Source organism: Ralstonia nicotianae (assembly GCF_018243235.1).
GTDB classification, from domain to species: Bacteria; Pseudomonadota; Gammaproteobacteria; order Burkholderiales; family Burkholderiaceae; genus Ralstonia; species Ralstonia nicotianae.
On record NZ_CP046674.1, the window covers coordinates 2,019,237 to 2,032,271 of the forward strand.

Sequence of the window (13,035 nt, forward strand, 5' to 3'; positions counted from 1 at the left end):
CTTTCTCTGGGTCGTTTAGATTTGTGGAGGCTGCTCAGCCCGTCGACGGAAGCCGTCTATCCCAAGCGGCCGTGGATACGTTCAGGTACTACTCAGAGATCCAAGTATGCGGATTTACCCCAGCTTCAGCGCCACATCGTGCGCCAGCAGGTGCATGTAACGCTTGAGTATGTCCATTGTCTTGTGCCCATGTGGGAACGGCTTGGGTACACAACCAGGACACATCAGGATTGGGACAACTCCCATTCGCCTGCGTGGAACACCATAAAGCAGAGGGCCGCACATTGGCGGCCCCTTGGTTGCGGTAGAGGTTCTTACCTCAGACCTCCACGCCCTGGCTCTGCAGATACTCGTCATACGTGCCGAGGTAGTCGGTCAGCGTGCCGTCCGGCCGCACTTCGATGACGCGAGTGGCCAGGCCGCTGACGAACTCGCGGTCGTGCGAGACGAAGATCAGCGTGCCCTCGAACTTGTCCAGCGCGACCTGCAGCGACTCGATCGACTCCATGTCCATGTGGTTGGTCGGCTCGTCCAGCGCCAGCACGTTGTGGCGGCCCAGCATCAGCTTGCCCCAGATCATGCGGCCCTTCTCGCCGCCGGAGAGCACCTTGACGCTCTTCTTGATGTCGTCGGCCGAGAACAGCAGGCGGCCCATCGTGCCGCGCAGCGATTGGTCGTCGTCGCCGGCCTGCGTCCACTGGCTCATCCAGTCCATCAGGTCGCGGTCTTCGGGGAATTCTTCGTAGGTGTCCTGCGGCATGTAGCCGACGTTGGCGTGCTCGGCCCACTTGATGATGCCGCCGTCCACGTCGATGCCGCGCTGCACGCCGGTCTTGACCGAGTGGTTGAGCAGCGAGCGCAGCAGCGTGGTCTTGCCCGCGCCGTTCTCGCCGATGATGGCGATCTTCTCGCCGGCGCGCACGGCCATGGTCAGGCCGTCGAAGATCTTGCGGTCGTACGTCTTGCGCGCGTTCTCGGCTTCCACCGCCAGGTTGTGCAGCTTCTTCTCGAACTCGAAGCGGATGAACGGGTTCTGGCGCGACGACGGCTTGATGTCTTCCACCTTGATCTTGTCGATCATCTTCAGGCGCGACGTGGCCTGGCGCGCCTTGGACTTGTTGGCCGAGAAGCGGCGCACGAAGTCCTGCAGGTCGGAGATGCGCTCCTTGGCGCGCGCATTGGCGGCCTGCAGGCGTTCGCGCGCCTGGATGGAGGCTTCCATGTAGTCGTCGTAGTTGCCCGGGTAGACCTTGAGCGTGCCGTAGTCCATGTCGGCCATGTGGGTACAGACCGAGTTCAGGAAGTGGCGATCGTGGGAGATGATGATCATGGTGGAATTGCGCTCGTTGAGCACCGATTCCAGCCAGCGGATCGTGTTGATGTCGAGGTTGTTGGTCGGCTCGTCCAGCAGCAGCACGTCCGGATTCGAGAACAGCGCCTGCGCCAGCAGCACGCGCAGCTTCCAGCCGGGGGCGACGCTGCTCATCGGGCCGTTGTGCTGATCGATCGGGATACCGACGCCGAGCAGCAGTTCGCCCGCGCGGGCCTCAGCGGTGTAGCCGTCGTATTCGGCGTACTTGGCCTCCAGGTCGGCGGCCTTCATGTAGTCGTCGTCGGTCGCTTCCGGGTTGGCGTAGATGGCGTCGCGCTCCTGCGCGGCGGCCCACATCTCGGTGTGGCCCATCATCACCACGTCGAGCACGCGCATGTCTTCGTAGGCGAACTGGTCCTGGCGCAGCTTGCCCAGGCGCACGCCCGGCTCCAGCATCACATTGCCTGCGCTCGGCTCCAGATCGCTGCCCAGGATCTTCATGAAGGTCGACTTGCCGCAGCCGTTGGCGCCGATCAGGCCATAGCGATTGCCCTCACCGAACTTGACCGAGATGTTCTCGAACAAGGGCTTGGGCCCGAACTGCATGGTGATGTTGGCGGTGGAAAGCACGTGGAAACCCTGATGAAAAAAGCGGTGAGCGGCGCCGGCACAGTGACAGGCCAGACACCATCTGGAAAACCTGGAATTTTACCACCCGCCGGTGACGCGGATGGTCGCCCGGCTAGCCGGGCAGCGTCGGGTAGCCCGACAGGCGCAAGGTGAAGCCCTCCGCGTCCACGTCCAGCTCGGCCTGCGCGCCGACGGGCAGCGTCGCCTTGGTCGGGCAATGGCCGAACGGCAGGCCGCTGACCACCGGGATCGACAGGTGCTCGGCCAGATACGCAAACATGGCGCCGAAGTCGTAGCCGGCATCGTAGGGCGTGGTCTTGTAGCCGGAAAAATCGCCCAGCACCAGCGCCTGCTGCGCCTCCAGCACGCCGGCCTGCTGCAGTTGCAGCAGCATCCGCTCGACGCGGTAGGGATGCTCGTTGATGTCCTCGACGAAGAGGATGCCGTCACGGATGTTCGGCAGGTACGGCGTGCCGACCAGGCTGCACAGCATCGCCAGGTTGCCGCCCCACAGCGTGCCGGCGTAGCGGCCCGGACGCGCGCAGTCGCCGGGCTGCGGCGCGTCCACCCGCAGGGTATAGGCCGGATTGCGCAGGATGCCCCAGAAGTGCTCGACCATGAACGGATCGACCGTCTCCAGCCCGAAGTCCGAGCACACGTGCGGGCCGGCGAAGGTCACGCCGCCGGTCGCGGCCAGGTAGGCCAGCGAGAACGCGGTGAAGTCGCTGTGGCCGACGATGATGGCGTCGGTCGCCTGCGCGCGCCGGCCGATGCCGATGAAGTCGATGTGGTCCAGCAGCCGCGTCAGCCCGTAGCCGCCGCGGATGGCCATGGCGATCTCCTGGCCGCCGCCGGTGCCGATCTGGTGCAGATCGGCCAGCCGCGCCAGCTCGCCGCCGGCAAAGCGCTGGTGCTGGCGCGCCAGGCATGCCTGGTTGACCACCGCGCAGCCCTGCCCCTGCAGGAACGCCACGCCACGCTCGGCGATGGCGGAATCGTTCGGATAGCCGGAGGGCGCGATCAGGCGGACAGTGGTCATGCGACGGAAGCGGAATCGTCGGAGGCGGAGGCCATGCGCGCGGCGCGCTGGCTGGCGCGGCGCTCGGCGAAGAAGGCGCGCAGCATGTCGCCGCAGTCCTGCGCGAGCACGCTGCCGATGATGGCGGTCTGGTGGTTCAGGCGCGCCTCGGCAAACAGGTCCAGCACGCTGCCGGCCGCGCCGGTCTTGGGATCGGGCGCGCCGTAGACGACGCGCGCCACGCGGGCGTGCAGCATGGCGCCCGCGCACATCACGCACGGCTCCAGCGTCACGAACACTTCGCATTCGGGCAGGCGGTAATTGCCCAGCCTGACGGCGGCCTGCCGCAGCGCGCGCATCTCGGCATGGGCGGACGGATCGTGCGTACCGATCGGCGCGTTATAGCCGACCCCGACGATCTCGTTGCCCCGCACCACCACCGCGCCCACCGGCACCTCGCCCTCGCCCCACGCCAGGCGGGCCTGCACCAGCGCCTGCTGCATCCAGTAGCCGTCGCGCTCGTGGGCGGACATGCCTGGCGGCGGCGTCAGCACGTGGGGAGTCGTCATGCGGGTCGGATGGGCCGGGTCAATCCTGCTCGTGCGGACGCGCGAGCTTCACATCCGCCCAGCAATTGGGGGTTTCGTACAGCACCAGCTTGGACAGCCGCAGGTGGTGCCCGTAGACGTTGCGGAACACCGGCTCGAGGATGTCGAACGCGATCTGCGCGAGGTTCTCGACGGTGGGCACGTCGTCCAGCACCACGGTCTTGTGGCCGCCCTCCATGCCTTCGAGGAACTCGACCACCTTGGTGTCGCCGCGATAGACCAGGAAAGCGTGGTCCCACAGCTCGACCAGGTGCTTGGCGGCGAGCGTCTTCACGTCGCCGAAGTCGAGGATCATGCCGTCATCGGTGGCCTTGTCGTTGTGCAGCACTTCGCCGGACAGCGTCAGCTCGAGCTGGTAGCGGTGGCCGTGCAGGTTGCGGCATTGGCCGGCGTGCCCCGGGATGCGGTGGCCGGCATCGAATTCGAGCCGGCGCGTGATGGAAACGGTCTTGGTCATGGAGCGAGGTGGCGGCAGCGCGGGCCGCGCAACGGCTGGATCGAACGGGACTGGGATGCAGCCGCCTTCAGCGGATGCCCAGCATCTTATGGGTTTGCAGCGACAGATGCCAGCGCGGACGACGCTGGCACAGCTCGACGGCCAGCGCCGTATTCTGGCGCGCCAGCGGCCCATCCATGGGCTGCAGGAAGAAATGCCGGAAATCCAGCCGTTCGTAGGCGTCGAGGTCCTGGCCTGGCTGCGGGATCACCACCTTGAGCTCGTCGCCGCGGGTGACGACCAGTTCGGCGCCCATTTTCGGGCTCACGCAAACCCAGTCGATGCCGTCCGGCACGGCAAGGGTGCCGTTGGTCTCGATGGCGATCTCGAAGCCGCGCGCGTGCAGCGCGTCGATCAGGGGCCGGTCGAGCTGCAGCAGCGGCTCGCCGCCGGTGCAGACCACCAGCGGCCGCCCGCCCGTGGCCGCGGCCGGCCATTGGGCGGCGACGGTGTCGGCAAGTGCATCGGCGGTGGGATATTTGCCGCCCAGCGTGCCGTCCGTGCCGACGAAATCGGTGTCACAGAACTGGCAGATGGCGGCGGCGCGGTCGGCCTCGCGGCCGCTCCACAGGTTGCAGCCCGCGAAGCGGCAGAACACGGCTGCGCGGCCGGTGTTGGCACCCTCGCCCTGCAGCGTGTAGAAGATTTCCTTGACGGCGTAAGTCATGTCTGAACGGTGGCATTCACAGGAAACTACGGATTCCCGCGCAAACCGTACCAGTGATCAACCCGGTATTGTTTCACAAATCGGGACACCCCGCAGAAGGACGCCAGCATCACAACCGGGAACGCGCCCTCCGGCGTCAGCCACGCCCCGAAGACCCACATCGCCATCGCCCACGCCGTGCAGATTCGTGGCATCTTTGGCGCTCCCACGTTCTTTGTCGGCGACGCGATGTTCCGGGGCAACGACCGCCTGGACGACGCACTCGCCAGTGCCGCCGCGCGGCGTACCGCACCTCCCCCGACACCCCTCGACCCACCATGCCGACCCAGACCGAAAAAGCCCAGGCCTTCCGCACCCTGCACGAACGCAGCGGCGCCTTCGTCATTCCCAACCCGTGGGACCCGGGCTCGGCCCGCCTGCTGGCGGTGCTGGGCTTCGAGGCGCTCACCAGCACCAGCGCCGGCTTCGCGTTCTCGCGCGGGCTGCCGGATTACGGCGCCGGCCGCGATGCCATCCTCGCGCACGTGGCGGACCTGGCCGCCGCCACCGACCTGCCCGTGGCCGCCGACCTGGAGAACGGCTTCGGCGACGATCCCCAGACGGTGGCCGAGACCATCCGCCTGGCGGGCGCGACCGGCATCGTCGGCGGTTCGATCGAAGATGCCACGGGCCGGGCCGACGCGCCCATCTATTCGCTCGAAGCCTCGGCCGAGCGGATACGGGCCGCCGTCGAAGCCGCCCGTTCGCTGTCCTTCCCCTTCACGCTCACCGCACGGGCGGAGAACCACCTGCACGGCCGCAACGACCTGGCCGACACCATCCGCCGCCTGCAGGCCTACCAGGACGCGGGCGCCGATGTGCTCTACGCACCCGGCCTGAAGACGCATGAAGAAATCGCCACCGTGCTGCGCGAGGTCGATCGCCCCGTCAACGTGATGATGGGCTTTGCCGACGGCAACCTGAGCGTGGCCGAACTGGCGGCGCTGGGCGTCAAGCGCGTCAGCGTGGGCGGCGCCCTGGCCCGCGCGGCGCTGGGCGCCTTCCTGCGCGCCGCCGAGGAACTCCGCGCCACGGGGACGTTCTCCTTCGCGCACGATGCCGCGGGCACAGCCAGGCTCAACGGCCTGTTTGCGCCGTTTGCCCCGACGCTTGCCTGAATCGCACCCCGGAACGGTACGACGCAGTGATCGCCCAACGGCGATATCTTGCATTTATCGCCTCAAAGCGATAAATTACAAATATCGTCTTGGGGTGATATCCATGGAGTCCCTGCTCTCCTCGGCGCCGCAGCTGTCGGCGCATCTGAAATCGTTGCGCAAGGCGCGCGGACTCACGCAGGCCCAGTTAGGCGCACTGCTGGGCGTCAGCCAGAACCGCATCGCCGACATCGAAAAAGACCCGGGCGCGGTCGGCTTCGAGCAGTTGCTGCGCATCCTGCACGCGCTCGGCGCGCAGCTGACGCTGCGCACGTCCGCGCCCGCCGCCGCCGCGCCCGCCGACTGGTAAGCCATGGCGCATCCCGAACTGCATCTGTGGATGAACGGCGAGCATGTCGGCATCTGGACCGCCAGCCGCGCCGGCGTGCCGATCCTGCGCTATGACGACGCCTGGCTGCGCTCGCCCAACATGCGGCCGCTGTCGCTGTCGCTGCCGATCCCGGCCGGTGTGCCCGAGCTGCGCGGCCAGGTGGTCGACGACTACTTCGACAACCTGCTGCCCGAGGCCCAGCCCATCCGCGAGCGCGTGCGGCGCCGCTTCGGCCTCGCCTCCACGGATGCCGCCGAATTGCTGGCCGCCATCGGCCGCGACTGCGTGGGCGCCGTGCAACTGCTGCCGCCCGGCATGGCCCCCACCGGCTACGATCGCATCGACAGCGAGCCGCTCACCGACAGCCAGGTCGACACGCTGCTGCGCAACCTCACCGCCACGCCCGCGCTGGGCGAGGACGCCGGCGACCCCGACGCCTTCCGCATCTCCATTGCCGGCGCGCAGGAGAAAACCGCCCTGCTGCGCATCGGCGATGCCTGGCACCGGCCGCTGGGCGCCACGCCCACCACGCACATCCTCAAGCTGCCGCTGGGGCTGATCGGCAACATCCGCGCCGACATGCAGGACTCGGTCGACAACGAATGGCTGTGCGCGCAGCTGCTGGCGGCCTGGGGGCTGGAGGTGGCGCGCACCGAGATCGCCCGCTTCGGCACCAGCAAAGTGCTGGCGGTCGAGCGCTTCGACCGTCGCTGGATGCCGGGTAACGCCTGGATCGCGCGCCTGCCGCAGGAGGACTTCTGCCAGGCCACCGGCACGCCCGCGCACCGCAAATACGAAAACGACGGCGGCCCCGGCATGCGCGCCTGCCTCGACCTGCTGTCCGCGTCCGAACACGCCATCGACGACAAGCGCCGCTTCGTGCTGGCGCAACTTGCCTTCTGGCTGCTGGCCGCCACCGACGGGCACGCGAAGAACTTCTCGCTGGCGATCGGGCGCGGCGGGCGCTTCCGCATGACGCCGCTGTACGACGTGCTCTCGGTCTGGCCGATCATGGGCGACGGGCCGAACCAGTTGTCGCCCTATCGCGCGCGGCTGGCGATGGCCCTGCGCGGCAAGAACGCGCATGCGCGGCTGGCCGACATCCACGTGCGCCACTGGCAGGCGCTGGCGGCGCAATCCGGCGTGCCGGACGCGTTCGCCGACATGCAGGCGCTGGTCGAGCGCGTGCCGGCGGGTCTCGAGCGGGTCGAGGCGATCCTGCCGCCCGACTTCTCGGGCCGGGTCTGGAGCAGCGTGCGCACCGGCGTGCTCGCGCAGGCCGAGCGCTTTCTCAACGAACTGGCGTCCGTCACCCCATGACCGCAGACCCGCGCCCCGACGTCCTGCGCCGCCTGCCGCCCGGCATCTGGGTTCTGGGTGGCGTCAGCCTGCTGATGGACGTCGCCTCCGAGATGATCCACAGCCTGCTGCCGATGTTCATGGTCTCGGCGCTGGGCGCGAGCGCGCTTACGGTCGGCCTCGTCGAAGGGCTGGCCGAATCGACGGCACTGATCGTCAAGATCTTCTCCGGCGCGCTCAGCGACTACCTCGGCAGACGCAAGGGACTGACGGTGTTCGGCTACGCGCTGGGCGCCGTGTCCAAGCCGCTGTTCGCGTTGGCGCCCACCGCGGGCCTCGTGCTGGCGGCGCGGCTGCTGGACCGCGTCGGCAAGGGCGTGCGCGGCGCACCGCGCGATGCGCTAGTCGCCGACATCGCCCCGCCGGAACTGCGCGGCGCGGCCTTCGGGCTACGGCAATCGCTCGACACCGTGGGCGCGTTCCTCGGGCCGCTGCTGGCGGTCGGGCTCATGCTGCGGTGGGCGAACGATTTCCGCGCGGTGTTCTGGGTGGCCGTGGTGCCGGGCCTGCTCTCGGTGGCGCTGCTGGCCTTCGGCCTGCGCGAACCGGCGGCCCGCGCGGCCACGCACCGCGCCAACCCGATCCGCCGCGCCAACCTGCGGCGGCTCACCCGCGCCTACTGGTGGGTCGTCGCCATCGGTGCCGTCTTCACGCTCGCCCGCTTCAGCGAAGCGTTTCTCGTGCTGCGCGCCCAGCGGGGCGGCGTGCCGATCGCGCTGGTGCCGCTAGTGATGGTGGCGATGAACGTGGTCTATGCGCTGTCCGCCTATCCGTTCGGCAAGCTGTCGGACCGCGTCAGCCATACCGGTCTGCTGGCGCTGGGCCTCGTCGTGCTGATCGCCGCGGACCTCGTGCTCGGCGCCACCGACCACTGGGGCGCCGTGCTGGCGGGCGTCGCGCTGTGGGGCGTCCATATGGGCATCACGCAGGGGCTGCTGGCCACCATGGTGGCCGACACCGCCCCCGCCGACCTGCGCGGCACCGCCTACGGCGCCTTCAACCTGGTCAGCGGCATCGCCATGCTGGTAGCCAGCGCCCTGGCCGGCTGGCTGTGGGATGCCCACGGCGCCGCCGCCACCTTCCACGCCGGCGCCGTGTTCTGCGGACTGGCACTGGCCCTGCTCGCCATCGGCCGCCCGTGGCAGGCGGCGTCGCGCTGACCGCCCAGGCGGCGCTCGGCAGCCGCTGAAACCACGCCGCCAGACAATCCAGCTCGCTCGGCCAGCCGGCACCTTGCAGTACACTGCCGCCGCACCGCGCCCGTAGATCGACATGCCGCCTCGGCACGAACATCGCGCCCATGAAAGCTTGAGCAGACGCGGCATCGCCCCAAACTGCAACGCGCGGCACCCGACGGGCACCCTGCACAATCCTGGAGACGCCAGATGGCAACCTTGCACTACATCTTCGACCCGCTGTGCGGCTGGTGCTACGGCGCCGCGCCGCTGGTGGAAGCGGCCCGCACGGTACCGGGCCTCGCCGTCGCCTTCCACGGCGGCGGCATGCTGGCCGGCCCCAACCGCCGCGCTGTGACGCCGCAATGGCGCAGCTACGTGATGCCGCACGACCACCGCATCGCCGAGCTGACCGGCCAGCCCTTCGGCACGCCCTACTTCGAGGGCCTGCTGCGCGACACCACAGCCGTGATGGACTCCGAACCGCCGATCACCGCGGCGCTGGCGGCACAGGCCATTGGCGGACGCGGCCTCGACATGATCCACAGGGTGCAGCGCGCGCACTATGAAGAAGGCCGGCGCATCGCCGATGCGCCGGTCCTGCGCGAACTGGCCGTCGACCTCGGCCTGCCCGCCGACGTGTTCGATGCCGAATGCGCACGGCAGTCCGGTGCGCTCACGCAGCAGCACATCGCCGCCAGCCGGCGCCTGCTCGATCGCGTGGGCGGCCAGGGTTACCCCACCTTCGTGCTGGAAGACGGCGAGGGCCGGATGGGCGTGGTGGATGCCGGCGCATGGCTGGGCCGTCCCGAGGCCTGGGCGCAGGCGCTGGCACAGCATCTCGCGGCCGGCACCGCGACGCCCGCGGCAGCCGGCGTGCATGAAGCCGCGCCGGCCTGCGGCCCCGACAGCTGCGCACTGCCCGGCACATCCGCCTGACACGGCCGACGCTCAGGACGATAGGCCGCCCTCCCGCAGCGGCCATCGCCCTTTCTCGTCATAGCGCGTCCTGCCGAGCCAGCTGTCGATCAGCACGAACTCGCGCACCGTCCAGCTGATCGGCTCGATCGGCTTCGGCGCAAAGCCGCCGCGGTCGTACAGCAGGGTCACGTGCGGCACGAAGCGCGCCTGCGGAACACGCAGCCCGGCGCGCTCGAGCGCAGCGCCCAGCGCATGCTGGAAGTCGATCAAGGCATGCAGGCCGACACCGCCCGTCAGGACGAAGGGCCGGTGGTCGCGCCGGCCGTGGAAGCTCACCACCTGGTCGAATATCACCTCGAACGGCGGCAGCGCAACGCCGGCCGCGGCCTCGCAGGCACGCGCCACCAGGGTGTCCGGCAGTTCGACGAAATCCCCCAGGTGATGCAGCGTGACGTGCAGCCGCTCCACGCGCAGCGGCCTGGCCTTGAAGCCGACGTCCGGCCGCAGCAGCGCGACCCGCTGCGCGATGCGTCTGGCCGCATCCGCATCGGGCTTGACCGCCAGGAACAGGCGGTGCGCGGGCACCTGCGGTATCGCTTCGAATCCGGGCAGCGTAAGTTGGGTCACATCAGAATGGCATGGCGCGTGAGTCGGAACCTGTCCATTATCGACGGCCAGATGACATCCTGCCCATGATTCATGATGCGCGATCGGCGCACAGACAAGCGCCCGGCAGTGCGCAACTGCCGGGCGTCCATGTCACCAGTGCGGCGCTCAGATATCGAAGAAGACCGTTTCGGCGCCGCCGTCCGGCGTATCCTGCAGGCGCACGTCGAAGGTGTAGACCACCTCGCCGTTGCGTTCGTCGCGCCGGGCGATCAGGGTCTGGCGGCGCACTTCCCACTCGATGCCGGTCAATACCGGGTCGCGGCTGTTGGCCTCGGCCTCGTCGCTGAAGTACACGCGGGTGTGCAGCCCCAGGTTGATGCCGCGCGCGAACAGCACCATGCAGATGTGCGGTGCCTGCACCGCGGCACCGCGCCCCGCCACGGCACCGGGCTTGATGGTCTCGAAACGATAGATGCCCGTGTCGAAATCGGCGCCGGTGCGGCCCCAGCCCCGGAAGGCCGGGTCGATGGGCTTATCCTGGCGGTCGCCGGGGTGCGCATATTTGCCGTCGGCATTGGCCTGCCAGATCTCGATCAGCACGTCGCGCACCAGCGTGCCGGAGCCGTCATGGACCCGTCCTTCCAGTTTGATGTGCTCGCCGCGCGTGGCAGACGTGGTCAGCACATTGCCGAATGCCTTCTCGTAGATATCGAACCCCGCCTGGCGCGGCGCCAGGCCGATGTGCACATACGGGCCGCCCGTCTGCGAGGCGGTCTCGTCGTAGTGCACGAACGGCGGGGTCGTGGTCGGGGCCATCGCCTGGGTGCGTTCCAGGGATTCCCGCAGCGTGGTCATCGTCATCATCGGGCTCCGGCCAAGGCGTTCTCGAAATGCGTGGCGCGGCGGCCGCGCAGCGTGATGTCGAAGCGGTAGCAGCGGGCATCCAGCGGCACATGGTTGGCCGTGTCGAGCAGCGCAATGAGGCCGCGCACCTGCGCCTCATTGGGGATGGTCCGGATGATCGGGCACTGCGCGATCAGCGGATCGCCCTCGAAATACATCTGCGTGATCAGGCGCTGCGCCCAGCCATCGCCGCACAGCGAATAATGGATGTGCGAAGGCCGCCAATCGTTGATGCGATTGCGCCACGGATACGGGCCCGGTTTGATGGTGCGATAGGCGTAGTAGCCGTTGGCGTCCGTCAGCATACGGCCGCAGCCGCCGAAGTTCGGGTCGATCGGCGCGATGTACTGGTCCTTCTTGTGGCGATACCGGCCGCCGGCGTTCGCCTGCCACACCTCGACCAGCGCGTTGGGCACCGGGCGGCCGAATTCGTCTCGCACATAGCCGTGCACGATGATGCGCTCACCGATAGGCAAGCCGTCCTTGGCATAGTTGAGGATCAGGTCGTTGTCGAGCGAGCCGAGGTCGTCAGCGTGGAAGACCGGCGCGGTGGTCTCCGACAGCGTATTGAGTGTCGAGATCAGCGCGTTGCGCGGCGAGCGCAGCACGCTGGTCTTGTAGCCGGGGGTCAGCGCAGGCGGATGCAGCGCGGTGTCGCGCTGGGCGAATTCGCCGGTGCCCGAATACGGGATCGTCATGGGGCGTCTCCTGAAATCGAATCGATCTGAAGCCACTGTATAGCGGCAAAAAAGTGAAGTAAATTGACTTCTGATCGAAAAATCGATAACCAGACGTTATGGAAAATCCCGCCGCTTCCGGTGAGGTGCTGCAATCACGCATCCGCTTCCGCCATCTCAGCTGCTTCGTCGCCATCGCCCAGGAGCGCAACCTGCGCCGTGCCGCCGAACGGCTGCACCTGAGCCAGCCGGCCGTCTCCAAGACCCTGGGCGAACTGGAAGCACTGTCGGGCGCGCAGTTGGTCGAGCGTGGACGCCATGGCGCGCGCCTGACCGCCGCCGGCGAGCACTTCCTGCGCTATGCGGTGGGCGCCACGCAAGCGCTGGATGCCGCCGCCGCCGCCCTGGGCAGCACCGGCGAACCGACACCACCAGTACTTGAAATCGGTGCCCTGCCCACCGTGGCGAGCGGCCTGTTGCCCGAGGCCATCGCCCAGCTGCATGCGCTGCGCCCGCACGCCGGCGTGCGCCTGCGCACCGGCACCAATGCCGACCTGCTGGCGGCGCTCAAGGCCGGCGAACTGGATCTGGTGGTCGGTCGCATGGCCGAGCCGGCCATGATGCAGGGGCTATCCTTCGAATTGCTATATGCCGAGCCACTGGCGCTGGTGGTGCGCCCCGACCATCCCCTGATGGCCGAACCCGGCGCCTCGGCATCGCTGCCGGCGGTCCTGGACTACCCGCTGGTGATCTCCCCACCCGGCACCGTGCCACGCCACCACACCGAAGCGCTATTCCAGACGCACGGGCTGCGCCTGCCACCCGGCGTAACGGAGACCCTCTCCGTATCGGTTGCACGGCTATTAGCCTGCCGCTCCGACGCCGTCTGGATCACGCCCGAGCGCGCCGCTCGCGACGACATGGAGCATGGCTGGCTGGTACGGCTGGACTTGCCGACCTCCGCCACCAAGGAGCCGGTCGGCCTGCTACGGCGCAGCGCCGATACGCCCGGCGAACTGGCTACGGCGTTCATGACCGTGCTGGCAAGCCAAGTACAAACCAACGCGACACTCCGCTAGCCGGTAGGCTACGCCTCTTGCATACACAGCGGCTGACGAGCTGTGCACGGTCAA

14 protein-coding genes are annotated in these 13,035 nt (G+C 68.4%); 6 read left to right on the top strand and 8 right to left on the bottom strand.

Annotation, left to right across the window (positions count from 1 at the left end; genetic code table 11):
* Window positions 1–319: 319 nt before the first annotated feature.
* The 5 genes from GO999_RS09100 to queE form a co-directional block, all read right to left on the bottom strand.
* Window positions 320–1,942 carry an ABC-F family ATPase gene (locus GO999_RS09100; protein ID WP_011001402.1) on the bottom strand — a complete coding sequence of 541 codons (1,623 nt, stop codon included), beginning with the start codon at window positions 1,940–1,942 and terminating at the stop codon, window positions 320–322.
* Between the two features lie 112 nt (window positions 1,943–2,054).
* Window positions 2,055–2,981 (bottom strand): muramoyltetrapeptide carboxypeptidase, encoded by a 927-nt coding sequence (ldcA, locus tag GO999_RS09105; RefSeq protein ID WP_011001401.1) that lies wholly within the window; start codon window positions 2,979–2,981, stop codon window positions 2,055–2,057.
* Complete coding sequence (gene tadA / locus GO999_RS09110; protein WP_016727233.1) at window positions 2,978–3,529, bottom strand: tRNA adenosine(34) deaminase TadA; 552 nt, start codon at window positions 3,527–3,529, stop codon at window positions 2,978–2,980. The genes ldcA and tadA overlap by 4 nt, the downstream gene beginning before the upstream one ends.
* Before the next feature lie 19 nt (window positions 3,530–3,548).
* The gene (gene queD, locus GO999_RS09115) at window positions 3,549–4,025 is read right to left on the bottom strand and encodes a 6-carboxytetrahydropterin synthase QueD (RefSeq protein WP_011001399.1); all 477 of its coding nucleotides are present in this window, start codon (window positions 4,023–4,025) and stop codon (window positions 3,549–3,551) included.
* Between the two features lie 67 nt (window positions 4,026–4,092).
* Complete coding sequence (queE, locus tag GO999_RS09120; RefSeq protein ID WP_020831956.1) at window positions 4,093–4,731, bottom strand: 7-carboxy-7-deazaguanine synthase; 639 nt, start codon at window positions 4,729–4,731, stop codon at window positions 4,093–4,095.
* A 317-nt stretch (window positions 4,732–5,048) separates the two neighbouring features.
* Between queE and GO999_RS09125 the strand changes: the two genes are divergently transcribed.
* The 5 genes from GO999_RS09125 (at window position 5,049) to GO999_RS09145 (ending at window position 9,731) form a co-directional block, all read left to right on the top strand.
* The gene (locus GO999_RS09125; RefSeq protein WP_016725278.1) at window positions 5,049–5,888 is read left to right on the top strand and encodes an isocitrate lyase/PEP mutase family protein; all 840 of its coding nucleotides are present in this window, start codon (window positions 5,049–5,051) and stop codon (window positions 5,886–5,888) included.
* Between the two features lie 103 nt (window positions 5,889–5,991).
* Window positions 5,992–6,237, top strand: a complete 246-nt coding sequence (gene relB / locus GO999_RS09130) for a type II toxin-antitoxin system RelB family anti-toxin (protein ID WP_028853251.1) — start codon at window positions 5,992–5,994, stop codon at window positions 6,235–6,237.
* Between the two features lie 3 nt (window positions 6,238–6,240).
* Complete coding sequence (locus GO999_RS09135) at window positions 6,241–7,578, top strand: type II toxin-antitoxin system HipA family toxin (RefSeq protein WP_211906157.1); 1,338 nt, start codon at window positions 6,241–6,243, stop codon at window positions 7,576–7,578.
* Window positions 7,575–8,777, top strand: coding sequence for an MFS transporter (locus tag GO999_RS09140; protein ID WP_071507715.1), 1,203 nt, complete (start codon window positions 7,575–7,577; stop codon window positions 8,775–8,777). Before GO999_RS09135 ends, GO999_RS09140 begins: the two co-directional genes overlap by 4 nt.
* 225 nt (window positions 8,778–9,002) lie before the next feature.
* Entirely contained in the window at window positions 9,003–9,731 is a 729-nt protein-coding gene (locus tag GO999_RS09145; RefSeq protein ID WP_197361969.1) for a DsbA family protein, read from the top strand.
* Window positions 9,732–9,743: 12 nt separating this feature from the next.
* Here GO999_RS09145 and thpR read toward each other — a convergent pair whose 3' ends face one another.
* The 3 genes from thpR to pcaH all read right to left on the bottom strand — a co-directional run bounded on the left by thpR (window position 9,744) and on the right by pcaH (window position 11,923).
* Window positions 9,744–10,340: an RNA 2',3'-cyclic phosphodiesterase gene (thpR, locus tag GO999_RS09150; RefSeq protein WP_249215014.1), complete on the bottom strand. Its 597-nt coding sequence runs from the start codon at window positions 10,338–10,340 to the stop codon at window positions 9,744–9,746.
* A 147-nt stretch (window positions 10,341–10,487) separates the two neighbouring features.
* Complete coding sequence (gene pcaG / locus GO999_RS09155) at window positions 10,488–11,186, bottom strand: protocatechuate 3,4-dioxygenase subunit alpha (protein WP_019718855.1); 699 nt, start codon at window positions 11,184–11,186, stop codon at window positions 10,488–10,490.
* The gene (pcaH, locus tag GO999_RS09160; protein ID WP_011001390.1) at window positions 11,183–11,923 is read right to left on the bottom strand and encodes a protocatechuate 3,4-dioxygenase subunit beta; all 741 of its coding nucleotides are present in this window, start codon (window positions 11,921–11,923) and stop codon (window positions 11,183–11,185) included. The genes pcaG and pcaH overlap by 4 nt, the downstream gene beginning before the upstream one ends.
* Before the next feature lie 98 nt (window positions 11,924–12,021).
* Here pcaH and pcaQ point away from each other — a divergent pair, with 98 nt between their 5' ends.
* A complete protein-coding gene (gene pcaQ / locus GO999_RS09165; RefSeq protein ID WP_020831949.1) occupies window positions 12,022–12,981 on the top strand; it encodes a pca operon transcription factor PcaQ in 960 nt (319 codons plus the stop codon).
* Window positions 12,982–13,035: the final 54 nt, after the last annotated feature.